Raw genomic sequence first — 23,085 nt, forward strand, 5'->3', positions numbered from 1 at the left:
GAGCAGCGAACGTGGGGCGAACATGCGTATTCTGAGAATTGTCGCGGTCTTGCTGGCCGCTTTGACCGTTTCGGCCTGTGGGTCGAAATTCAAGACATATAACGGGCCGGAGGTGACACATGTGGTCATCAACAAGGGCGACCGGAGGATGTATCTGCTGCATCACGAGCAGGTGTTGAAGCAGTACAAGATCGACCTGGGCTTTGCGCCCTCTGGGCACAAGCGGTTCAGGGGCGACGGGCGAACGCCGGAGGGCCTCTACAAGATCGACCGGCGCAACCCTGACAGCGCGTTTCACCTGTCGATCGGGATCGACTATCCGAACGAACGGGATTTGGCATTTGCCCGCATGCAGGGCAAAAGCCCGGGCGGAGATATCTTCATCCACGGGCGGCCCAACAAGAAGAAGCGCGGCTTGGGGCGCGACTGGACCGCCGGATGCATTTCGGTCAAGGACCGGCATATCGAGGACATCTACGCGATGGTCCGCAACGGGACGCCGGTGACGATCAATCCGTAACGGGATCGGGGTGATGGGTCACTTGCCCATCACCAAGGTCCACCAGATCTTGCCATTGTCTTCCTGAAGCCATGCGAAACCCATCCTGCGCGCTTCGGGGGAGAGGATCACGCGGCGCGATCCCTCGTCCTGCATCCAGGCCGCGAGCGTCTCGGTCTCGGTCTCGTAGGTTTCGGAGATCGCCTCTCCGACCAGTTCGCCCTGGTAGCCGACGCGGCGCACCCGGTCGATTGGCGAAGAGCCGTCGGAGCCGAAATGCCAGGGACGGTTCTGCACCGACATGTCGCGCGCGTGGGTCTCGGCGGCGGCGGTCAGGTTCGGGTCGAGCGTGACGGGCGGATGCCCGGCGGCCTGACGCAGGGCGTTCACTGAATCGAGCATGCCATACTGGATCTGCGAGGTGGCGCCCGGCTGGATGCGGTAGACTTGCGGGAGCGGTTTGCCATCGGGACCGATCGTGGGTTGCGGTGCAGGGGTCGAACACGCGCCGAGGGCCAGAACACCGGCGAAGAGGAATACCAGAAGACGTGTCATGCGATCTCAACTCGATTGAAGTGACGTATCGACGCTCCTTACTTCCAATTGGCGGAAACTTGAAATACCGAATCCGCGACATTCCGCCGACCTGCCCTTAGCCGTTGCGGACTCACCGCATATCCGCGCTTATCCGCCACATGACGTTTGTTTGATTTGCGGGTTTCGGCCGGGCGCAATATACGAAGCCCGATTCCCCGAACAGCAGATCGAGAGAGGCGCCCATGTCGCGGTTTTTCGGAAATTCACTCAGCAGACGCAGCTTCCTTGCCGGATCGGCCGCGATGGTCGGTTTCCCGGCAGTGGCGCAGGATGTCAACAGCGCCGCCACAATCGAGATGGAGCCTGATATCACCAGCAAGGTGCGGCGCAACGCGTCGGCCTTCCGCACCCTCGATTGGCGACCTTATTTCTCGAACCTGAAGAAAGGCGCGATCCTGGTCGATATCGACAGCCGCGCGCTGCATTTCTGGAGCGAGGGCGGGCAATACTACCTCTATCCGTCGAGCGTGCCGATGTCCGAGGAACTGACCCGGCGCGGCCGCACCGAGGTGGTACGCAAGGTGGAGGGACCGGAATGGCGCCCGACACCCTCGATGCTCGAGCGGAACCCGGACTGGCCGAGCTATGTCGGCCCTGGCCCGGACAACCCGCTCGGCACGCACGCTCTTTACCTGAGCTGGACCTATTACCGCATTCACGGAACGCACGACACGCGCAAGATCGGGCGGAGGTCGTCGAACGGCTGCATCGGACTCTACAACGAGCATATTCAGCAGCTTTTCGGCATGTCCCAGATCGGGACGCAGGTGTTGCTAATTTGACCTATTCGTGACCTTTCGGCGCGAGATCTCGTGATGTCGCGTTGATTTCCGAGGCTGGCGAAGTCTAGAGACGCTTACGAGGTAAGTGCTTGTCCGGCACATCACTCGATCTGCCGGACAAATCCTGGAGGGTTCGATGAAGAAACTCGCTCTCGCCGCCGCCTTGGCCGCTGCTGCCACGACGGCGACCGCCGGCAACCTGTCGGAGCCCGTTATGGAAGCTCCGGTCATCGTTGAAGATACTGCGGCAAGCTCCTCCGCAGCCGGCACTTGGGTTCCGCTTCTGATCCTGGCCGTCGTGGCCGGTGTCGTCATCGCGGACTGAGAAGACTCACTAGGGACAGTGAAGAAAAGGGCGGTGGTTTTCCACCGCCCTTTGTCTTGTCAGCGCGCGCAGCGGATCTTGATCAGGCGACCCAACCACCCAGGTTGTCGCGGATGATCGAGGTCAGGGCCCAGATGTGATCGTCGGACGCATTGAGGCACGGAATATATGTGAAGGTCTCGCCCCCCGCCTCTTCGAAGCTCTCGCGAATTTCCTCGTTGATTTCCTCGAGCGTCTCGATGCAGTCGGCCGAGAAGGCCGGCGCGATGACGGCGATATTCCTCTTGCCGTCTTCGCGGGCCAGGCGCGCGACTTCTTCGACCGTGTAGGGCCTGAGCCATTCCTCGGGGCCGAAAACGGATTGGAAGGTCGTCGTGATGTCGGCCTTGTCCCATCCCAGCCGTTCACGCAGGAGGCGCGTCGTCTTCTGGCATTGGCAATGATAGGGATCGCCCTGCATCAGGTAGCGTTTCGGCATGCCGTGATAGGAGACGACGAGGATATCCGGCCGTGTCTCCATCGCCGCATAGGCGGTTTCGACCGATTTCGCCAACGCGTCGATATAGGCGGGATTCTCGAAATAGGGTTCCACCACGCGGGCCGTAGGTTGCCACGTTTCCTTCATCAGTGCGCGAAAGAACTGATCGTTCGCCGTGGCCGATGTGGCGCCTGCGTAGTGGGGGTAGAGCGGGAAGAAGAGGATGCGGGTGCAACCCGCCTCGACCATTTCGCGCACCTTGGACGCGGTCGAGGGATTGCCGTAGCGCATGCAGAAATCGACCCTCACCTGATCGCCGTAGTCAGCGGTGAGCGCGTCCGAGATCGCCTCGGTCTGCTCGCGCGTGATGGTCATGAGCGGGCTTTCGTTGCGCTCCTCGTTCCAGATCGACTTGTAGGCCGCGCCGCTCGAGAAGGGGCGTTTGCTCAGGATGATGGTTTGCAGGATCGGCTGCCATTTCCACGACGGATAGTCGATGACGCGCTTGTCGGAAAGGAACTCGTTGAGATACCGGCGCATGGACCAGTAATCGGTGGCATCGGGTGTGCCGAGATTGGCCAGCAGGATCCCGGTGCGGCCGTGGCGGACGGGTGGATGATCCGGGCCGGCATGGGCGGGACGGTGGGCGTCTGTCATTGTGCGTTCCGGTCTTTTTGCGTTCCCTGCCCAGATAAGGGAATGGGCGGCGCGGTCAATCTTTGAGCGGCTTTTCCGTGGTGCCGAGCGCATCGGCGAGCCGTGCCGATGCCGAGCCGGGGCGAAGCGGCTGTGGCTGGGAAGCATCGGGAGACCAGCCGGTGAGCATGATCAGATCGAAGCTCGCGCGGATGCGGCCGTCGTCTTCGGCGAAATGGGCGCGGTAGAGTGCGTCCGCGCGATCGAAGAGAGAGCGACGTGTGAAGCGGCGCGGTCGGGCCTCGAGGGCGCTGGTTTCGCCCATCGCGCGCAGGTCGTGCGCCAGATGGGCGAGATCGCGGTAGGAGGCCCTGAGCGGAAGGAGGTCGGCCACCGGCAGGGCGAAGCCCGCGCGCTGCATGAGGCCGCCCAGATCGCGGATTTCGGCCATCGGCGCCACGCGGGGTGAAAGCCCGCCTGAAACTTCCGCCTCGGCCTGGGCGAGAGACGCGCGAAGCTCTTGCAGCGTCTCGCCACCCAGCATCGCGACGAGCAGAAGGCCGTCGGGTTCAAGCGCACGGCGGCACTGGATGAGTTGCCCGACCGGATCGTTCGCCCAGTGCAGGCACATGCCGTGCAGGATCAGGTCATGCGCGTTCTCGCCCAGGTCCAGCGTTTCGTCGTCCGGCACGAGCTTTGCCCCCGGCAACACGCCGCCCCAGGCCGATGGGTGGCCCGTCACGACGGCGGGTCGGTGAAAGGTTTTGTTAACCATCGACAGACGATCATGCATCTCGTCGATCGCTGCCTCGTGCAGGAACAGGGCCGACCCTGGGGCCCGACGCGCACGGTGGCGGGCGAGGGCCGCTCGGTCGGTGAGCTTGGGGGGCGTGGTCATGGGAGGGAGATATAGATGAACGCGGGCGTGGTGCAATCGGTTCTGCGGCTGGTTTATCCGCCGCGCTGCCTGACCTGTGGTGAAGAGGTCGCGTCGGATTTCGGACTTTGCGGACCGTGCTGGCGCGAGACGCCCTTCGTCACGGGGCTTTGCTGCGATGCCTGCGGGATCGGGCTGCCGACCGGGCCGGACATGCCCAATGAGATCAGGTGCGACGACTGCCTGACGCAGGGTCGTCCGTGGTCGAAGGGCCGAAGCGCGATGGCTTATTCGGGCAACGGTCGGAAGATCGTGCTCGCGCTCAAGCATGGTGACCGGCACGATGTGGTAAGACCTGCGGGCGCGTGGCTCGCGCGGGCGGCCGCGCCGCTTGTCCTGCCCCGCATGATTGTCGCGCCGGTGCCGCTTCACTGGATGCGAATGATCAAGCGGCGGTTCAATCAATCCGCCTTGCTGGCACGGGCTCTGGCCGCGGAGGCGGGGCTGGATCTCGGTCCCGATCTCTTGATCCGGCCGCGGGCCACCGAGAGCCTGGGCGGCTTGGGGTACGAAATGCGGCACAGGACGATGCAGAACGCCATCACCGCGCATCCGAGGCGCGGGGCGGACATGGCCGGGCGCCCGGTTCTCCTGGTCGATGACGTCATGACGTCGGGGGCCACGCTTTCGGTCGCGGCGCAGGCCTGCCTTGCCGCCGGGGCGAGCGATGTGCGGATCGTCACTCTGGCACGGGCGGGAAAGGATGCTTAGATGGTCTGAAACTCATTCGGGGAGAGACCATGCCTCAAGTCGAGATATACACCTCGCCGCTCTGCGGATTTTGCCATGCCGCCAAGCGCCTTCTGAAACAGAAGAACGTCAACTTCCAGGAAATCGACGTTGCCGCGAATCCCGCGCGCAAGCCGGAGATGATCCAGCGCGCGAATGGTGGACGCACCGTGCCGCAGATCTTCATCGACGGCGAGCATGTGGGCGGGTGTGACGATCTCTACGCGCTGGAGCGTGCGGGCAAGCTGGACGCGCTTCTTTCGGCGTGACGATGCTGCGCGCGGGCCTCATCCAGCTCAACTCGAGCGACGATCCGGTGGCGAACCTGCCGCAGACCGTCACCTACATGCGCGGGGCGGCGAAAGAAGGCGCGACCTTCGTGCTGACGCCCGAAGTCACGAACTGCGTTTCGGCCAGCCGGTCGCGGCAGCAGCAGGTGCTCCATCACGAGACGGACGACCCCACGCTGGCGGCGCTGCGTAGAGAGGCTGAAGACTTGGGTGTCTGGCTTCTGATCGGATCGCTTGCGGTGAAGACGGACGATCCTGATGGCCGGTTCGCGAATCGGTCCTTTCTCGTGTCGCCCGAAGGCGGGATCGTCGCGCGCTATGACAAGATGCACATGTTCGATGTGGAGATTTCGGAGAGCGAGAGTTACCGCGAGTCGGCGGGATACCGACCCGGACGGTTTGCCGTGGCTCCCCGAACGCCGTTTGCGCGCGTTGGCATGACCGTCTGCTATGACCTGCGCTTTCCGCGGCTTTATCGGCATCTGGCGCAGGCGGGGGCGGATATCCTGACGGTGCCCTCGGCGTTCTCGCCGGTGTCGGGGGCAGCCCATTGGGAGACGCTTCTCCGGGCGCGGGCGATCGAGACGGGCTGTTTCGTCCTGGCACCCGCGCAATGCGGAACGCATGACGCCCAAGAAGGCAAGGCGCGTCAGACCTACGGTCACTCGCTTGCCGTTTCGCCATGGGGCGAGGTGCTTGCCGATGGCGGCGACGCGCCCGGCGTGGTAATCGTTGACGTGGAGATGAGCGAAGTGGCGGAGGCGCGCGGGCGCATTCCGTCGCTTGGCCATGACAGACCGATCGAGGGCCCTTTCGACGATGAGCACGTCGCCGAGTAACTCCCTGGCCGTTGCGCTGTTCGGAGAGATACTGGTTGCGGATCAGATGATTCGCAGCCGGCTTTCCCGAGTGCTTCCGAAGGGGATGGAGATCTCTCATTTCACCGTGCTCAATCATCTTGCCCGCGCCGGGGACGAGCGCAGCCCCGCGCAGCTTGCCAAGAGCTTCCATGTCACGCGCGGGGCGATGACCAACACGCTGCACAAGCTGGAATGGGCAGGCTATGTCCACATCCGACCCGATTGGGACGACGCACGCCGCAAGATGGTGGCGATCAGCCCCGCAGGCCGGAAGGCACGGGACGCGGCCGTGTCGGCAATCACGCCGATCATCTCGGAGATGGTCGCCGAACTGGGCGAGGACCGGGTTCGGAGCGCCCTGCCCGTGCTGCGCGGTTTGCGCGACAAGCTCGAACGTCAGGACTGAGCCGAAGGTTTCACGCTTGCGGTCACGTAATTGACGCTCAGGTCACGGTCGGAGAGCGACCAGGTCCATGAGACCGGGTTGAACACGAATCCCTTCTTGTCGACAGGTGTGAGACCGGCCTGTGACAGGAGATCGTAGAGCTCTGCGGGTGTGATGAACTTCGACCATTCATGGGTGCCCCTCGGCAGCCAGCGCATCACGTGTTCGGCGCCGATGATCGCCATGACGTAGCTCTTGGCGTTCCGGTTCAGGGTCGAGCAGATGTGCAGGCCGCCGGGCCGCAGCAATTGGCGGCAGGCGGTGAGGTAGGCCAGCGGATCGGACACATGTTCCACCACTTCCATGTTCAGGACCACGTCGAAACTTTCGCCCGCCGCGGCCATGGCCTCGGCCGTTGTGTGGCGGTAGTCGATGTCGAGCCCGGATTGCTCGGCATGGATGCGGGCGACGGGGATGTTGCGTTCGGCCGCGTCGGCGCCCACCACATCGGCCCCCAGCCGGGCCATCGGTTCCGAGAGCAGACCGCCCCCGCAACCGATATCGAGGATGCGCAGGCCCGCGAAGGGCGTGTCGGCCTTCAGGTCACGGTCGAACTCGGCACCGATCTGGGCGGTGATATAGTCGAGGCGGCACGGGTTGAGCATGTGCAACGGCTTGAACTTGCCATTGGGATCCCACCACTCCTCGGCCATGGCTTCGAACTTGGCGACTTCGCCCTCGTCTATGGTGCTCTGGCCCGCTTGCATTCTGATCTCCATATGATCAATTGACCGTGTTCTGCTATATAGGGCGATGATGGACAAGTTCCCGGACCAGAAGAACGCGGTGCAATATCTCTACCCGCCCGTCGATCCCTACGATCGGCGCATGCTCGACGTGGGAGATGGCCACCAGGTCTATGTCGAGCAGTCCGGCAATCCGGAGGGTATCCCGGTCGTCGTGCTGCATGGCGGGCCGGGGGGTGGATGCAGCCCGGCGATGCGACGGTACTTCAACCCGTCGATCTACCGGATCGTTCTTTTCGACCAGCGCGGTTGTGGCCGGTCCCGCCCCCATGCGGAGGTCGAGGACAACACGACGTGGCACCTGGTGCGCGATATCGAGCTGATCCGCGAGACGCTCGGCATCGACGCGTGGATCGTGTTCGGCGGAAGCTGGGGCGCGACGCTCGCGCTTGTCTACGCGATCTCGCATCCGGATCGCGCCTCGCATCTGGTTCTGCGGGGGGTGTTCCTCATGACCCGTGCCGAGCTTGATTGGTTCTATGGCGGTGGAGCGGGCCTTTTCTGGCCCGAGACGTGGCATCGCTTTCGAAGCCTCGTGCCGGAGGACGAGCGGGATGACATCATCGCGGCCTATCACCGAAGATTGTTTTCCGGCGACCGCGCCACGGAGATCACTTATGCGAAGGCCTGGTCTGCCTGGGAAAACGCCCTCGCCTCGGTCCGGTCCACAGGGGTCATGGGGGATGCGCCGCCGGAATATGCCCGTGCCTTCGCACGCCTCGAAAGCCATTACTTCATGAATGCCGGCTTTCTCGAAACGGATGGCTGGATACTCGATAACGTCGGTCGGCTTGTCGATGTACCGGGCGTGGTGGTGCAGGGCCGCTACGACATGATCTGCCCACCCGCATCGGCCTGGCGTCTGTCGGAGGCGTGGGGACGCGCGGAGATCAACATGGTCCCGATGGCCGGGCATGCGTTGAGCGAGCCGGGGATCAGCGGTGCATTGGTCAAGGTGATGGACAACCTGGGCCGCTGAAAGCTATCGCGCGCAAGGCGGTGATCGCACCCGCAAGCCGCCCGATCGTTATCCCCTTGCAGACTCGGTTCGCGATCGCTATATCCCCCTCAACAGCGGCGCGTCCGGGTCCGACCCGATGCTCCACCGGGAAAGATCGACGGGCCGCGGCCCGTTTTTTTGTGTCTGGACTACGAATGAGCAACGACCTTATTGCCAAGGCTGCGATTGATCGACGGCTGGCCGAGATCGTCACCCCGGTGATCGAGGGCCTGGGATTCGAACTCGTGCGGCTGCGCCTCATGGGCGGCAAGACGCACACTCTGCAGATCATGGCCGAACGGCCCGAGGGCGGTATCGAGGTGGATGACTGCGCGCGGATCAGCACCGAGGTGAGCGCCGTGCTCGATGTCGAGGATCCCCTGGTGGAAACCTACACGCTCGAGGTTTCGAGCCCCGGTATCGACCGCCCGCTCACGCGGCTGAAGGATTTCGAGAGTTTCGAGGGTTACGAGGCCAAGATCGAGACAAGTGAACTGATCGATGGACGCAAGCGGTTCAAGGGCGTGCTGGCCGGTGTCGAGGATGACGAGGTTCTGATCAACCTCGACGAGGGCACGGTCGGGTTGAAGTTCGACTGGCTGTCGGACGCCAAGCTCGTCCTGACGGATGAATTGATCAAGGAAATGCTGCGCCAGCGCAAGGACGCGGGCGTGTTGGATGAAGACCAGTTTGACGCAATCGAAGAAGACGCGTCGGAGGAGGAGTGAAGATGGCAATTACCTCTGCAAACCAGCTCGAGCTGTTGCAAACCGCCGAGGCGGTGGCGCGCGAGAAGATGATCGACCCCGGCCTGGTGGTCGAGGCGATGGAAGAAAGCCTCGCACGGGCGGCGAAATCCCGCTACGGCGCCGAGATGGATATCCGCGTGAGCATAGACCGGAAGACCGGCCGCGCCACGTTCACCCGCGTGCGCACGGTGGTCGAGGATGACGAGCTCGAGAATTACCAGGCCGAGATGACCGTCGAACAGGCTAGGCAATATCTCGACGATCCGAAGGTCGGCGACGTCTATTCCGAGGAAGTGCCGCCGGTCGAGATGGGTCGGATCGCGGCCCAGAGCGCCAAGCAGGTCATTCTTCAGAAAGTGCGCGAGGCCGAGCGTGATCGCCAGTACGAGGAGTTCAAGGACCGCGTCGGCACGATCATCAACGGCATGGTCAAGCGCGAGGAATATGGCAACGTCATCGTCGATGTCGGCGCGGGCGAGGCTATCCTGCGCCGGAACGAGAAGATCGGGCGCGAAAGCTATCGTCCCAACGAGCGCATCCGGTGCTATGTCAAGGATGTGCGCCGCGAGGCCCGTGGCCCGCAGATCTTCCTCAGCCGGACGGCGCCGGAATTCATGGAAGAGCTGTTCAAGATGGAGGTGCCGGAAATTTATGACGGCATCATCGAGATCAAGGCCTGCGCCCGCGATCCGGGAAGCCGCGCGAAGATCGCCGTGATCTCCTATGACAACTCGATCGACCCGGTGGGTGCCTGTGTCGGCATGCGCGGCAGCCGCGTGCAGGCCGTGGTGAACGAACTTCAGGGCGAAAAGATCGACATCATCCCCTGGAACGAGGATCAGCCGACCTTCCTCGTGAACGCGTTGCAGCCCGCCGAGGTGAGCAAGGTGGTTCTCGACGAGGATGCCGGCAAGATCGACGTCGTCGTTCCCGAGGACCAACTGAGCCTTGCCATCGGGCGCCGTGGTCAGAACGTGCGGCTTGCGTCGCAGCTGACCGGTCTCGACATTGATATCATGACCGAAGCCGAGGACAGCGAGCGCCGCCAGAGGGAGTTCGAGGAGCGCACGAAGCTGTTCGTCGACACCCTCGATCTCGACGAGTTCTTTGCGCAGCTTCTGGTTTCGGAAGGGTTCACGAACCTCGAGGAGGTGGCCTATGTCGAGATCGACGAGCTGCTGGTCATCGACGGCGTGGACGAGGATACCGCCAACGAACTCCAGGCGCGGGCACGCGACGTGCTCGAGGCACGCGCGAAGGAAGCCCTCGACAAGGCGCGTGAACTGGGCGTCGAAGACAGTTTGGTCGAGTTCGAAGGGCTGACGCCGCAGATGATCCTTGCTCTTGCGGAGGACGGTGTGAAGACGCTCGAGGACTTCGCGACTTGCGCGGACTGGGAACTTGCCGGCGGTTGGACCGTGGTGGACGGCGAACGCGTGAAGGACGATGGACTCCTGGAGCCGTTCGATGTGGATATCGAAGAAGCGCAGGCCATGGTCATGACGGCGCGCATCCAGCTTGGCTGGGTCGATCCGGCCGACCTGGAATCGGACGAGCCCGAGGACGGCGACGCCGAAGAGGAGGCCGAGGCCTGATCGTTCAGGCCTCGGAAGTCTGAATGGGGCGCGGTGGGCAACCCAAGGATCGCGGTGACGGTCCCGAGCGCAAGTGCATTGCATCGGGCGAAGTGCGACCTATATCGGAGCTTGTCCGCTTCGTGGTGGGCCCGGATGCCCAGGTGGTGCCGGACCTGGCGGGCAAGCTGCCGGGCCGGGGGATCTGGGTGACGGCCAGCCGTCCCGCCTTGAACAAGGCGGTGGAGAAGGGTCTATTCAAGCGCGCTGCCAAGCATGCCGTGACCGTTCCCCCCGACCTTCCCGACCGGGTCGAAACGATGCTTGCGCAGCGGGTCGTCAACCTGATCAGCCTGAATCGAAAAGGCGGCAACGCCGTGGCGGGTTACGAGAAGGTGAAGGATTGGCTTTCCAAGGAGGAAGCGGTTGCGCTTGTCCAGGCGAGTGACGGATCGGAGCGCGGCAAGTCGAAGCTGAGCACGCCGCACCGGGGGCATTTCATCGGATGGCTGACCGCGGATGAGCTGGGCCAGGCATTCGGACGTCAAACGGTTATTCACGCGGCATTGCGCGCTGGAGGTTTGACGAAACGTGTTGTAGATGAGGCGCAAAGGTTGAAGGGCCTGCGTGCCCCGGACGGTGACAGCGGTCGCCGGAAAGGAAGATGAGCCAGATGAGCGACAACGACGGAAAGAAAACTTTGGGTGTACGCGGCGGTCCTCGTTCGGGGAACGTGAAGCAGAGCTTCAGCCATGGACGCACCAAGAACGTCGTGGTGGAGACCAAGCGCAAACGTGTCGTCCTGCCCAAGCAGGGCGGAGCGGCGGCGGGTGGCGCGGCCTCCAAGGGCGTGGCCGGTGGTGACCCTTCCAAGCGTCCCGCCGGGATCTCGGATGCCGAAATGGAGCGCCGTCTGAAGGCGTTGCAGGCCGCCAAGGCACGCGAAGAGGACGAGGCGAAGAAGCGCGCGGAAGAAGAGAAGGCGCGCGAGGAAGAGCGCCAGCGCCGCCGCGAGGAGCAGGAGGCCAAGGAGCGCGAAGAGCGTGAGCGGGAAGAGGCCCTCAAAGCCAAGGCCGAAGAGGACGAGCGCAAGCGTCGCGAGAGCGAGGAGGCCGCGGCAGCAGCGGCCGCCGCGCCGCCGGTCGAGGACACCGGAGGCCGCAGCGGGGGTCCGAAGCAGGCCCCGCCCGCGCGCAAGCAGGACAAGGACAAGCCCGAACGGCAATCGCGCGGCAAGGGCCGCGAGGATGGCCGCCGTTCCGGCAAGCTCACGTTGAACCAAGCCCTTTCGGGCGGCGAAGGTGGTCGCCAGAAATCGCTTGCGGCCATGAAGCGCAAGCAGGAGCGCGCCCGTCAGAAGGCCATGGGCGGGAACGAACCGCGAGAGAAGATCGTGCGGGACGTCCAGCTTCCCGAGACGATCGTCGTGAGCGAACTCGCCAACCGTATGGCCGAGCGCGTGGGCGACGTGGTGAAGGCGCTCATGCAGAACGGCCTGATGGTCACCCAGAACGAGACGATCGACGCCGATACCGCCGAACTCATCATCGAGGAATTCGGCCACAAGGTCGTGCGCGTGTCCGACGCGGATGTGGAGGACGTGATCGACACGATCGAGGACAAGCCCGAGGATCTCGAGCCGCGTCCGCCGGTCATCACGATCATGGGTCACGTGGACCACGGCAAGACGTCGCTTCTCGATGCTATTCGCGACGCGAAGGTCGTCGCGGGAGAAGCCGGGGGGATCACGCAACATATCGGTGCCTACCAGGTCAAGACCGATGGAGGGTCGGTCCTGACCTTCCTCGACACGCCGGGTCACGCCGCCTTCACGAGCATGCGTGCCCGAGGCGCGCAGGTGACGGATATCGTCGTTCTCGTCGTTGCCGCCGACGATGCCGTGATGCCGCAGACCATCGAGGCCATCAACCACGCCAAGGCGGCGGGTGTTCCGATGATCGTCGCGATCAACAAGATCGACAAGCCCGAAGCGAATCCCGACAAGGTGCGCACGGACCTGCTTCAGCACGAGGTGATCGTCGAGGCGATGTCCGGCGATGTGCAGGATGTCGAGGTGTCGGCCACGACCGGGCAGGGGCTCGATGAGCTTCTCGAAGCGATCGCGCTTCAGGCCGAGATACTCGAACTCAAGGCCAACCCGAATCGTGCCGCCGAGGGTGCCGTGATCGAGGCTCAGCTCGACATCGGGCGTGGTCCGGTGGCCACCGTTCTCGTGCAGAAGGGCACGCTTCGCCAAGGCGACATCTTCGTGGTCGGGGAGCAATACGGCAAGGTGCGTGCGCTCATCAGCGACACGGGCGACCGCGTGAATGAAGCGGGACCGTCGGTTCCGGTCGAGGTGCTGGGCCTCAACGGGACGCCCGAGGCGGGCGATGTGCTCAACGTCGTGAAATCCGAAGCGCAGGCGCGCGAGATCGCGGAGTATCGCGAGAAAGCCGCGAAGGACAAGCGCGCGGCGGCCGGTGCGGCGACCACGCTCGATCAGCTTCTTGCCAAGGCGAAAGAGGACGAGAGCGTCGCCGAACTGCCCATCCTCGTGAAAGCGGATGTGCAGGGGTCTGCCGAGGCCATCGTTCAGGCGATGGAAAAGATCGGCAACGACGAGGTGCGCGTACGCGTCCTGCATTCCGGTGTCGGCGCCATCACCGAAAGCGATATCGGCCTAGCCGAGGCATCGGGTGCGCCGGTTCTCGGCTTCAACGTTCGGGCGAATGCACCCGCACGGAACAGCGCGAACCAGAAGGGTGTCGAGATCCGGTACTACTCGGTGATCTATGACCTGGTCGACGATGTGAAAGCTGCGGCGAGCGGGCTTCTCGGTGCGGAAATCCGCGAGAACTTCATCGGCTATGCGCAGATCAAGGAAGTCTTCAAGGTGACCGGCGTCGGCAAGGTCGCGGGCTGTCTCGTTACCGAGGGTGTGGCGCGGCGTTCGGCCGGCGTTCGCCTGCTGCGTGACGACGTGGTGATCCACGAAGGCACGCTCAAGACGCTGAAACGGTTCAAGGACGAAGTGTCGGAGGTGCAGTCCGGACAGGAATGCGGCATGGCGTTCGAGAACTACGATGACATCCGGCCGGGCGACGTGATCGAGATCTTCGAGCGCGAAGAGGTGGAGCGCAAGCTCGACTGATCCGGTGGCTTCAAGAGACCAGTAAAGGGCGGTTTTCGGACCGCCCTTTTTCGTTCAGTCGAGCCTATCAGGCCGCTTGTTGCGCAGTCACGGGCTGCCCGGCGAACAACTTGTCGCCGACACGCACCTGCATGCGCCCGTCGGGCAAGAGCCGGACGAACATCCCCTGAACGAAGACGCAGGTTCCCAGACGAATGGTACGCAGCATGTCAAATCCCCCCAGACGTGACGTATCGGCAATGTCGCAAACACACGCGTGACGTGGCACGGGCCACTAAGTGAAGATTATACGTCAACCGACACGTTTCGAAACAGGAAACACTCGTTTTGATTCATCTTGTTACGAAATGGTTAGGAAACAGTTAACAGTGAATCACGTAGTCACAGCCAATCCCGCAGGATCGGGATGATCGGCAGATCGGCGGGCGGCATCGGATAGTTGCGCATGTCTTGTGGCCGCACCCATTTGAGCGCCTGGCCTTCCTTCGGATTGGGGATCCCCTGCCACTTGCGGCAGGCGAAAAGCGGCATGACGAGGTGAAAATCCTCGTAGTTGTGACTCGCGAAGGTCAGGGGCGCCAGGCAACTTTCCCAGGTGTCGATGCCCAGTTCCTCGTCGAGCTCACGGATGAGGGCGGTCTCGGGTGTCTCGTCCGCCTCGACCTTGCCGCCGGGAAACTCCCAAAGTCCTGCCATGGCCTTGCCGGCGGGACGTTGGGCGAGCAGGACGCGCCCGTCCGCGTCGATCAGCGCCACGGCCGAGACGAGCACCAGTTTCACGAGCGGTAATCCGCGTTGATATCAATGTAGCCGTGGGTCAGATCGCAGGTCCAGACACGCGCACCACCTCCGCCAAGGCCGAGGTCGACGGTTATCTGCAACTCCTCGCGCTTCATGTAAGCGGCGCCGTCATCCTCGCGATAGTCGGGGTTTACCCAGCCCCTGTCGGCCACGAGATGATCGCCGAACCATATCGAGATGAGGTCGCGATCGGCAGGTGCACCGGATTTCCCGATGGCCATGACGATGCGCCCCCAGTTCGGGTCTTCGCCGGCGATCGCCGTCTTGACCAGCGGTGAATTCGCGATGGAAAGTGCATGGATGCGGGCGTCGTCGTCCGAGGAGGCCCCCGTCACGGCGATCTCGACGAATTTCGTGGCGCCTTCACCGTCACGCACCACCTGGTGCGCAAGATCGAGCATCACGCGGCGCAGGCCTTCCATGAACCCAACGGATGTCTCGTCGACCCTGACGCCGGACGCGCCCGTTGCGGCGGCGAGCACGGTATCGGATGTGGATGTATCGCTGTCTACCGTAATGCAGTTGAAGGTTTGTTCGTTGAGGGCCGAGAGCATCGATTGCAGCACGGAGCGATCCACAGCCGCATCCGTGAAGATGTAGACGAGCATGGTGGCCATGTCGGGGGCGATCATTCCCGACCCCTTGGCGATGCCGGCGATGCGGACGGTTCGGCCGTCGATGGTGATCTCGGCGCTGGACCCCTTCGGGAAGGTGTCCGTCGTCATGATGGCCCTCGCAGCATCTTCGATGCCGTCCGCGCGCAGGGCGCCCTTCAGCTCCGAGAGCTTTGCCGTCACCCGCTCATGCGCGAGCGGCTCTCCGATCACACCGGTGGAGGAGGTGAAGACGCGGGATTGTGGGAGATCAAGCGTTTCGGCGACAGAGGCCGTGATCGCGCGAACGGCCTCAACTCCCTTCCTGCCGGTGAACGCGTTGGCATTGCCGGAGTTCACGAGGATCGCAGCTTCGGTATCGTCGTGTCCGGCAATCTTGGCCTGGCAATCGAGGACCGGAGCCGCGCGGGTGGACGAGCGGGTAAAGACACCTGCGATACTCGTGCCACGCGCAAGATGCGCCAGCATGAGGTCCGTGCGCCCGGAGTAACGAACGCCGGCCTGCACGGTCGCGAAACGGACACCTTCGATGACCGGCAGGTCGGGAAACCCCTTGGGCGCGAGCGGCGAAACAGGAAGCTTCTTGCCCATGGTCACTCCTCGAGCAGGTCGATCTGATCGAGAACGGACGGGTCGAGGGCATCGCCGGTTGCCCGGTCGACGTCCATGTCCTTGGAGATTTCGGCAATGCGATCCTCGACGGCCTTCTGCCGGAGCTTGCCTTCGATCTGGCTGCGCACGGCATCGAGCGGAGGGGTGTCCTGCGTGCGCGTGTCTTCGAGTTTCACGACATGCCAGCCGAATTGCGTCTCGACCGGCTCGGAAATCGTGCCCGGCTCCATCTCCGACACGGTCGTCCCGAAGGGTTCGACCATCATGTCGGCAGTGAACCAGCCGAGTTCCCCGCCATTGGGCCCGGAGGGGCCAGTGGAATGCTCGCGTGCGAGATCGGCGAAATCGGCGCCGCCTTCGAGTTCCTCGAGCAGTTCCTTCGCCTTGTCCTCGGTTTCGACAAGGATATGCGCGGCCTTGTACTCGGTGGGTTTCTGCGCGTCGACGAAATCTTCCTTGTAGGCGGTCTCGACGGCCTCGTCGGTAACGGCGTTCTCGCCGATGCGGCCGAGCAGTTCGCCAGCTATGATCGCACGGCGCTCATTCTCGAGCGTGAGCGCGGCTGCCTTGGACAGCTCTCCCTCGAAGCTTTGTTCGAGTATCGCTTGCTGGATGAGCTGGTCGAGAATCGCTTCGTAGAGTGTCTGGGCCGGAAGCTGCGCGACCTGCGGCGGAAGGCCGGCGCGAAGGACGATCATGTGTCCAAGCGTGATTTCCGCGTCACCGACCGTCGCGACCACGGTGTCGGCGGTGGGGGTGTCTTCGGCAAGGGCGGGCGTGATGGCCATTCCCGATGCGAGGAAAAGGCCGAGCGCGATGGGTCGTATCTGGTTGAGCATGATCTATCCTTTGCAGATGAAGCGCGGCGCATCGCGCCGTTGCGTGACGTTGACACTCAAGAACCAGCCCCTTACATCGCCTTTGGATAAAGGCGGAACCCGTGCCTTTGCGCCTTTGTAGGGTGGCGTGAAACAGGGGGCAAGCCATTGCCCGGTTCTGGGCGTCACAATACGAAAGAGGCGGAGCGCATATGCTTGGACTTGGAACGGTCACCAAAAAGATTTTTGGCACGCCGAACGATCGCAAGGTCAAGGCCACGCGCCCCCTGATCGAGAAAATCAATGCGCTCGAACCAGAATTCGAAGCGTTGAGCGACGAGGACATCAAGGCAAAGACCGAGGAACTCGCGTCGCGCGCCATGCAGGGTGAAAGCCTTGATGCGCTTCTTCCCGAGGCCTTCGCGAATTGCCGGGAGGCCGCCAAGCGGGCGTTGGGTCTGCGGGCTTTCGATGTGCAGTTGATGGGCGGGATATTCCTTCACCAAGGCAATATCGCTGAGATGAAGACCGGCGAAGGCAAGACGCTCGTCGCGACGTTCCCGGCCTATCTCAACGCGCTGACCGGGAAGGGCGTCCATATCGTGACCGTCAACGACTATCTCGCGAAGCGGGATGCCGAGTGGATGGGCAAGGTCTACGGCGCGCTGGGTCTGACCACCGGCGTCGTCTATCCGCAGCAGCCCGGTGCCGAGAAAAAGCAGGCGTATGCGGCCGATGTGACCTATGCGACCAACAACGAGTTGGGGTTCGACTACCTTCGGGACAACATGAAGTCGACGCTCGAGGAGATGTCGCAGCGCGGGCACAATTACGCGATCGTGGACGAGGTGGACAGCATCCTGATCGACGAGGCGCGGACGCCGCTCATCATCTCGGGCCCCGCCGAAGACCGCACGGATCTTTACCAGACCATCGACACCGTGATCCCCGAACTCAAGGAAGAGCATTACAAGATCGACGAGAAGTCGCGAAACGTCACCTATACCGACGAGGGTAACGAGTTTCTCGAGAACCTGTTGCACGAGCGTGGCCTGCTGCCGGAGGATCAGTCGCTTTATGATCCCGAAAGCACGACCATCGTGCATCACGTCAACCAGGGGCTGCGCGCGCACAAGATTTTCCAGAAGGACAAGGATTACATCGTCCGCAATGGCGAGGTGATGCTCATCGACGAGTTCACGGGGCGGATGATGCCCGGGCGACGCCTGTCGGATGGTCTGCACCAGGCGATCGAGGCGAAGGAGGGCTGCAAGATCGAGCCCGAGAACGTGACGATGGCGCAAGTGACGTTCCAGAACTATTTCCGTCTCTACGACAAGCTGGCAGGCATGACCGGCACCGCGGCGACCGAGGCCGAGGAGTTCGCCGAGATCTACGGTCTGGGGGTCGTCGAGGTGCCGACGAACAAGCCCATCGCCCGCGAGGACAAGGACGACGCCGTCTATCGTTCGGCGGACGAGAAATACCAAGCGATCATCGAGGCGATCCGCAAGGCCCACGAGAAGGGGCAACCCATCCTTGTGGGGACCACGTCGATCGAGAAGTCGGAAAAGCTGAGCACACTTCTGACCGAGGCGGGAATCAAGCACAATGTCCTGAACGCGCGCCAGCACGAGCGCGAGGCCGAAATCGTGGCGGATGCCGGCAAGCTCAACGCCGTCACGATCGCCACGAACATGGCCGGACGCGGTACCGACATCAAGCTGGGCGGCAATGTCGAAATGAAGGTGATGCAGGCCATCGCCGCCGATCCCGAGGCCGATCCCGAGGAGATCCGCAAGCGGATCGAAGCGGAGCACGAGGCCGATGAGCAGGCCGTGAAGGACGCGGGCGGCCTTTTCGTCCTGGCGACTGAGCGTCACGAGAGCCGGCGGATCGACAACCAGCTTCGCGGGCGTTCGGGCCGGCAGGGCGATCCGGGGAAATCCGCCTTCTTCCTCAGCCTCGACGACGACCTGATGCGCATCTTCGGTTCGGAGCGGCTCGAGAAGGTGCTGTCTGGCCTCGGCATGAAGGAAGGCGAGGCGATCATTCACCCTTGGGTCAACAAGAGTCTCGAACGCGCGCAGGCGAAGGTCGAGGGCCGCAACTTCGATATCCGCAAACAGCTTCTCAAGTTCGACGACGTGATGAACGAGCAGCGTAAAGTCATCTTCAAGCAGCGGCTCGACATCATGCAAGCGGATGACCTGTCGAAGATCGTGCAGGACATGCGCAACGAGGTGATAGACGATCTTGTCGATCAATACATGCCACCCAAGACCTATGCCGATCAGTGGGATACCGAAGGGCTTCGCGAGGCACTTCGCGAAAATCTCAACATGGATCTGCCGGTGGAGGCATGGGCTGATGAGGAAGGGGTCGATGACGAGGACATCGCCGACCGCATCGAGGCCGCGGCAGATGACATGATGGCGCAGAAGGCGGTGAAATTCGGGCCCGAGACGATGCGGATGGTCGAGAAGCAGGTGCTTCTGAGCACGATCGACGCGAAATGGCGCGAGCATCTCCTGACGCTCGAACATCTGCGGAGCGTGGTCGCATTTCGCGGGTATGCCCAGCGGGACCCGCTTAACGAATACAAGACCGAGGCCTTCACCCTTTTCGAGTCCATGCTCAACAGTCTTCGACAGGACGTGACACGCCAGCTTGCGCTCGTGCGGCCCATGTCGGATGAGGAACAGAAGTCCATCATGGAGCAGATGCAGGCGCAGCAGGCCGCCTTGGCCGATGCCGAGGACCCCGATACAGCCGCTCCGTCAGCCTCGGTCAAGTCGAACGGGTTCGACGAGAGCGACCCGTCCACCTGGGGCGATCCGGGGCGCAACGACCCCTGCCCCTGTGGCTCGGGCAAGAAGTTCAAGCATTGCCACGGTCAACTCTGACGAGCGCATCAAATCGCCGCAGAAGCTTCGTTTCAGCGCCACATGAGCGCCCAAGTCCAAGCGCAAGTTTCTTCCGTTCCAGACCCGGAGTGGGAGAATCGGCATGTCAAAGATCAAGTACGCATCGCTTGCCTGTGGTACGCTTGCCGTCGCTTTGACGGCCGCGCATTTGATGCAGAGCGAAAGCAGCGCTCCGAAGGCAGTTCAGACGAGTGTCGACCGGATCGATACCGCGAAGGCGTCGGTTGCGGATGACGCTGCATTGACGCCCGAGCTCGCGCTTGACGACGTGACGCTGACATCGGCGCTTCCGAGCTTTCCTTCCGCGACCGGGGAGCCGATCGCACCACTTCCCGCGGTGGCGTCCGCGCCGGACGTCGCTGAACCGGAGCCCATTCCGACGCTGCCCCAAGAGGAGAGCGTGCCGCAGCTTACCTGCGAATATCTCCTCGCGGCCGAAGCCGAGGAGCGGGCGATGGTGCGGCTCGAGCTCGATGCGAAATGTCTCGGGAACGAACGATTCACGCTGCATCACAACGGCCTGATGTTCACGGGTGTGACGGACGAGAACGGGCACAGCGAGTTGCGTGTCCCGGCGCTGTCCGAGACGCCCGTTTTCATCGTTGCCTTCCTGAACGGCGAAGGGGCGGTCGCGAATGCGACGGTTCCCGAGTTCGCGGATTTCGATCGCGTCGTGGTGCAATGGAAGGGAAAGAGCGGCCTGCAGCTACATGCGCGCGAATCAGGGGCCGATTATGGCGGGCCGGGGCATATCTGGGCAGGTGCGGACGCCCGCCCCGACGCGCAGGGGTTTCTTCACCGGCTGGGTGATGCGAGTGCGCCCGAGCCTTTGATGGCCGATGTCTACAGCTTCCCGACGGGTTCGGTGGCGAGCGCGAGCGTGGAAATCAGTGTCGAGGCCGAGGTGACGTCCGAAAACTGCAACAAGGATATCGAGGCACAGACGCTCGAGTTCTCGAATTCGGGCGAGATCAGATCGCAGGATTTGACCCTGGCGATCCCTGAATGCGATGCGGTCGGCGATTTTCTTGTGTTGAAAAATCTCATCAATGACCTGAAGATCGCGGCCAACTGATCCAATTCGACCGGGGGCCATCCATGATACGGTTCTGTGCGGCGATCTTCGCCGCACTTTTGTTTGCAGGTATCGGATCCGGTTCGAGTGCCCAGGATGTGACGCTCACGTCCCGGGATGGCGCCGTCGAGATTCATGGCGACCTTCTGGGGTATGATGGAGAATTTTACCGGGTTGATACCGTCTACGGAGAGCTGACGGTCGACGGCACGGGTGTTCTCTGCTCGGGACCCGGCTGTCCGGATCTGGCCAATTTCGTGGCCGAGATCCGGTTTTCCGGTGCGCCCGTGGTGGGGCGGCTGCTACTTCCGGCACTGCTCGAGGCATTCGGCGAAAAGGAAGGATACGACATTCGCGCCGATGAAGGGACGGAGACGCGCCGCGTGACTTATGCGCTGGTGGAAAAGGACTCCGGCAAGACGCAGGGGCGGTTCCATATTCATCTGTCGAATTCGGATGAGGGTTTTGCAGATTTGCTGGCGGATGAGGCCGATATCGTCATGACATTGCGCGAGGTTAGGGAGGCCGAAGCGCGCCGCGCGGAGGAGGCGGGGATCGGCGACCTCACCGATCGGCGGCGCAGCAGGGTTCTCGCGCTTGATGCCCTCGTCCCGCTTGTGACGGATGACAATCCGGTCGCGACCATGACGACCCCGCGCCTGGCCAGGGTATTGTCTGGAAAGATCACCAACTGGAATGAGCTGGGCGGGCCGGATGCGCCCATCGCGGTCCATCTTCTGAGTGCGGCGACGGGTCTGGGGCAGGCGACGGAAGACCTGATCCTCAAGGGCGACGAAAAAGAGTTCTCGCCCGACGCGATCAGACACAACTCGACGCGCGATCTCGTCGACGCGGTGAGCCGAGATCCATTCGCGATCGGGCTGGGCAGCAGATCGGATGTCGGGACCCTGCGAGAGGTTCCATTGGCGGGTGAATGCGGATTCGCCATATCCGCATCGCGTCGCGGCGTGAAGACCGAGGACTATCCCCTGACGGCGCCGATCTTCCTCTACAGTCCGGCCCGACGGTTTCCACGGCTGGTGCGGGAATTCCTGGCGTTCACCGGCACGCCAGCGGCGCAGCTTGTCATCAGGCGGGCGGGTTTCGTCGATCAGCTTCCCGAGGAGATCCCTGTCGACGAGCAGGGAGATCGTTTCGCGAACGCGGTCCTGCGTGCCGGTGACGAGGTGAGCCTCGAAGATCTTCAACAGATGGTGAGGGTGCTGACTCCGCTCAAGCGACTGACCACGACGTTCCGCTTCGAGGCCGGGTCCAGTCGGCTTGACGCACAATCGCGTTCGAACGTCACGCAGCTTGCCCAGGCGCTGGAAGGCGGGCTTTACGACACGCGCCGCCTTGTCTTCATCGGGTTCGGCGATGGCGAAGGACCGGCAGGTATCAATCGCCAGATCGCGCATAAGCGGGCGATGGCCGTTCGGGCCGCCGTGATCGCCGCAGCGGAGACCGCCAACCTTGATCGTTTCATCCTCGAGACCCGCGCCTTCGGAGAGGCGATGCCGATGGCCTGCGACGACAGCGCATGGGGTCGGCAGGCGAACAGGCGCGTGGAGGTCTGGCTCAGGTAGCCGTGCTTGTCAGAGATAGCCGTCGGCCCGGAAGCTCAGATCGCTGGTTCGACCAACGATGATGTGATCATGCAGCGTGATGCCCATGGTGGCCGCCGCCGCCTCGATCCGTTGTGTCATGGTGATGTCGCTTTCGGAGGGCGTGGGATCGCCCGAGGGGTGATTATGCACCAGGATCAGCGCCGATGCGTTCAGCTCGAGCGCGCGCTTGACCACTTCGCGCGGGTAGACGGGGACATGGTCCACGGTTCCGCGTGCCTGTTCCTCATCGGCGATCAGCACGTTCTTGGTGTCGAGGTAGAAGACGCGAAACTGTTCGACATCCCGGTGTGCCATGGCGGTACGACAATAGTCGAGAAGGCTGTTCCAGCTACTGATCACCTGCTTTCGCAGCACCCGTGATTGCGCGAGCCTGTGAGCGGCGGCCTCGATCACCTTGAGCTCGCAGATGACGGCGTCACCGACTCCGCTCAGGGCGGCGAGGCGATCGGGCGGTGCGGATACGACGGCATTGAAGTCGCCGAACTGTTCGAGAAGGGCGCGGGCCAGTGGTTTGACGTCACGGCGCGGGATCGCCCGAAAAAGCACGAGTTCGAGCAACTCGTAGTCCGGCATCGCCGCCGGCCCGCCGGCAAGGAAACGCTCGCGCAGGCGTTTGCGATGGTCGCGGATATATGAGGGTGGCGTGCGCGTTGGCGAGGGCACCGCGATGGCCTCGTCTGCGGAGAAAAGCGGCATCGCCGCATCGGAGAATCCCGCTCTGCGTGTCATGACGTCACTCTGGCGCCGGGAAGGTTAAGGTTCGGTTAAGTCGTGGTGGGAGAAGGATTGATCCCGTCGTCGATTTTGCC

The 23,085-nt window shown here is 63.0% G+C and carries 24 protein-coding genes; 15 read left to right on the forward strand and 9 right to left on the reverse strand.

What is annotated here, in order from left to right:
* The first annotated feature begins 22 nt into the window (after positions 1-22).
* Positions 23-520, forward strand: a complete 498-nt coding sequence (locus K1T73_RS00950; protein ID WP_220602145.1) for a murein L,D-transpeptidase family protein — start codon at positions 23-25, stop codon at positions 518-520.
* Positions 521-538: 18 nt separating this feature from the next.
* On the opposite strand, the gene K1T73_RS00955 is transcribed toward K1T73_RS00950, so the two are convergent.
* Positions 539-1,054, reverse strand: coding sequence for a CAP domain-containing protein (locus K1T73_RS00955; RefSeq protein ID WP_220602146.1), 516 nt, complete (start codon positions 1,052-1,054; stop codon positions 539-541).
* A 224-nt stretch (positions 1,055-1,278) separates the two neighbouring features.
* Between K1T73_RS00955 and K1T73_RS00960 the strand changes: the two genes are divergently transcribed.
* Both K1T73_RS00960 and K1T73_RS00965 read left to right on the forward strand, forming a co-directional pair.
* Complete coding sequence (locus K1T73_RS00960; protein WP_220602147.1) at positions 1,279-1,878, forward strand: L,D-transpeptidase; 600 nt, start codon at positions 1,279-1,281, stop codon at positions 1,876-1,878.
* Between the two features lie 136 nt (positions 1,879-2,014).
* Entirely contained in the window at positions 2,015-2,203 is a 189-nt protein-coding gene (locus K1T73_RS00965) for a hypothetical protein (RefSeq protein ID WP_220602148.1), read from the forward strand.
* 82 nt (positions 2,204-2,285) lie between these two features.
* Here K1T73_RS00965 and hemH read toward each other — a convergent pair whose 3' ends face one another.
* Positions 2,286-3,338 carry a ferrochelatase gene (gene hemH, locus K1T73_RS00970; RefSeq protein ID WP_220602149.1) on the reverse strand — a complete coding sequence of 351 codons (1,053 nt, stop codon included), beginning with the start codon at positions 3,336-3,338 and terminating at the stop codon, positions 2,286-2,288.
* Between the two features lie 55 nt (positions 3,339-3,393).
* Positions 3,394-4,215: a methyltransferase domain-containing protein gene (locus K1T73_RS00975; RefSeq protein ID WP_220602150.1), complete on the reverse strand. Its 822-nt coding sequence runs from the start codon at positions 4,213-4,215 to the stop codon at positions 3,394-3,396.
* Between the two features lie 15 nt (positions 4,216-4,230).
* Here K1T73_RS00975 and K1T73_RS00980 point away from each other — a divergent pair, with 15 nt between their 5' ends.
* Genes K1T73_RS00980 through K1T73_RS00995 form a run of 4 tightly spaced genes read left to right on the forward strand, consistent with a single transcriptional unit; the run spans position 4,231 to position 6,539 of the window.
* Entirely contained in the window at positions 4,231-4,965 is a 735-nt protein-coding gene (locus K1T73_RS00980) for a ComF family protein (RefSeq protein WP_220602151.1), read from the forward strand.
* A gap of 29 nt (positions 4,966-4,994) precedes the next feature.
* Complete coding sequence (gene grxC / locus K1T73_RS00985; protein ID WP_220602152.1) at positions 4,995-5,252, forward strand: glutaredoxin 3; 258 nt, start codon at positions 4,995-4,997, stop codon at positions 5,250-5,252.
* A gap of 2 nt (positions 5,253-5,254) precedes the next feature.
* Complete coding sequence (locus tag K1T73_RS00990) at positions 5,255-6,112, forward strand: carbon-nitrogen hydrolase family protein (protein WP_220602153.1); 858 nt, start codon at positions 5,255-5,257, stop codon at positions 6,110-6,112.
* Positions 6,093-6,539, forward strand: a complete 447-nt coding sequence (locus K1T73_RS00995) for a MarR family winged helix-turn-helix transcriptional regulator (RefSeq protein WP_220602154.1) — start codon at positions 6,093-6,095, stop codon at positions 6,537-6,539. Before K1T73_RS00990 ends, K1T73_RS00995 begins: the two co-directional genes overlap by 20 nt.
* On the opposite strand, the gene ubiG is transcribed toward K1T73_RS00995, so the two are convergent.
* Positions 6,530-7,285 carry a bifunctional 2-polyprenyl-6-hydroxyphenol methylase/3-demethylubiquinol 3-O-methyltransferase UbiG gene (gene ubiG, locus K1T73_RS01000; protein WP_220602155.1) on the reverse strand — a complete coding sequence of 252 codons (756 nt, stop codon included), beginning with the start codon at positions 7,283-7,285 and terminating at the stop codon, positions 6,530-6,532. The two genes, K1T73_RS00995 and ubiG, sit on opposite strands and share 10 nt — an antisense overlap.
* Positions 7,286-7,334: 49 nt before the next feature.
* On the opposite strand from ubiG, the gene pip reads away from it, so the two are divergent.
* The 5 genes from pip (at position 7,335) to infB (ending at position 13,801) form a co-directional block, all read left to right on the forward strand.
* Positions 7,335-8,303, forward strand: a complete 969-nt coding sequence (gene pip / locus K1T73_RS01005) for a prolyl aminopeptidase (RefSeq protein WP_220602156.1) — start codon at positions 7,335-7,337, stop codon at positions 8,301-8,303.
* A 176-nt stretch (positions 8,304-8,479) separates the two neighbouring features.
* On the forward strand, positions 8,480-9,052 hold the full coding sequence (gene rimP / locus K1T73_RS01010; RefSeq protein ID WP_220602157.1) for a ribosome maturation factor RimP: 573 nt from the start codon (positions 8,480-8,482) through the stop codon (positions 9,050-9,052).
* Between the two features lie 2 nt (positions 9,053-9,054).
* On the forward strand, positions 9,055-10,668 hold the full coding sequence (gene nusA / locus K1T73_RS01015; protein WP_220602158.1) for a transcription termination factor NusA: 1,614 nt from the start codon (positions 9,055-9,057) through the stop codon (positions 10,666-10,668).
* 23 nt (positions 10,669-10,691) lie between these two features.
* Positions 10,692-11,315 (forward strand): RNA-binding protein, encoded by a 624-nt coding sequence (locus tag K1T73_RS01020; protein ID WP_220602159.1) that lies wholly within the window; start codon positions 10,692-10,694, stop codon positions 11,313-11,315.
* A gap of 5 nt (positions 11,316-11,320) precedes the next feature.
* Positions 11,321-13,801 (forward strand): translation initiation factor IF-2, encoded by a 2,481-nt coding sequence (infB, locus tag K1T73_RS01025; RefSeq protein ID WP_220602160.1) that lies wholly within the window; start codon positions 11,321-11,323, stop codon positions 13,799-13,801.
* 67 nt (positions 13,802-13,868) lie between these two features.
* Here infB and K1T73_RS01030 read toward each other — a convergent pair whose 3' ends face one another.
* From K1T73_RS01030 to K1T73_RS01045, 4 genes are all read right to left on the reverse strand, one after another.
* Positions 13,869-14,009: a hypothetical protein gene (locus K1T73_RS01030; protein WP_220602161.1), complete on the reverse strand. Its 141-nt coding sequence runs from the start codon at positions 14,007-14,009 to the stop codon at positions 13,869-13,871.
* A 173-nt stretch (positions 14,010-14,182) separates the two neighbouring features.
* Positions 14,183-14,581, reverse strand: a complete 399-nt coding sequence (locus tag K1T73_RS01035; RefSeq protein ID WP_220602162.1) for a (deoxy)nucleoside triphosphate pyrophosphohydrolase — start codon at positions 14,579-14,581, stop codon at positions 14,183-14,185.
* Positions 14,578-15,807, reverse strand: a complete 1,230-nt coding sequence (argJ, locus tag K1T73_RS01040; RefSeq protein WP_220602163.1) for a bifunctional glutamate N-acetyltransferase/amino-acid acetyltransferase ArgJ — start codon at positions 15,805-15,807, stop codon at positions 14,578-14,580. The genes K1T73_RS01035 and argJ overlap by 4 nt, the downstream gene beginning before the upstream one ends.
* A gap of 2 nt (positions 15,808-15,809) precedes the next feature.
* Entirely contained in the window at positions 15,810-16,667 is an 858-nt protein-coding gene (locus tag K1T73_RS01045) for a peptidylprolyl isomerase (RefSeq protein ID WP_220602164.1), read from the reverse strand.
* Positions 16,668-16,858: 191 nt separating this feature from the next.
* On the opposite strand from K1T73_RS01045, the gene secA reads away from it, so the two are divergent.
* The 3 genes from secA to K1T73_RS01060 all read left to right on the forward strand — a co-directional run bounded on the left by secA (position 16,859) and on the right by K1T73_RS01060 (position 22,234).
* Entirely contained in the window at positions 16,859-19,552 is a 2,694-nt protein-coding gene (gene secA / locus K1T73_RS01050; RefSeq protein ID WP_220602165.1) for a preprotein translocase subunit SecA, read from the forward strand.
* A gap of 103 nt (positions 19,553-19,655) precedes the next feature.
* Positions 19,656-20,648, forward strand: coding sequence for a hypothetical protein (locus tag K1T73_RS01055; protein WP_220602166.1), 993 nt, complete (start codon positions 19,656-19,658; stop codon positions 20,646-20,648).
* 23 nt (positions 20,649-20,671) lie between these two features.
* The gene (locus tag K1T73_RS01060) at positions 20,672-22,234 is read left to right on the forward strand and encodes a substrate-binding domain-containing protein (RefSeq protein WP_220602167.1); all 1,563 of its coding nucleotides are present in this window, start codon (positions 20,672-20,674) and stop codon (positions 22,232-22,234) included.
* A gap of 9 nt (positions 22,235-22,243) precedes the next feature.
* Here K1T73_RS01060 and radC read toward each other — a convergent pair whose 3' ends face one another.
* The gene (gene radC / locus K1T73_RS01065; RefSeq protein ID WP_220602168.1) at positions 22,244-23,005 is read right to left on the reverse strand and encodes a RadC family protein; all 762 of its coding nucleotides are present in this window, start codon (positions 23,003-23,005) and stop codon (positions 22,244-22,246) included.
* Between the last annotated feature and the right edge of the window lie 80 nt (positions 23,006-23,085).

The organism is Roseovarius sp. SCSIO 43702 (genome assembly GCF_019599045.1).
In the GTDB taxonomy this organism is placed as follows: domain Bacteria; phylum Pseudomonadota; class Alphaproteobacteria; order Rhodobacterales; family Rhodobacteraceae; genus Roseovarius.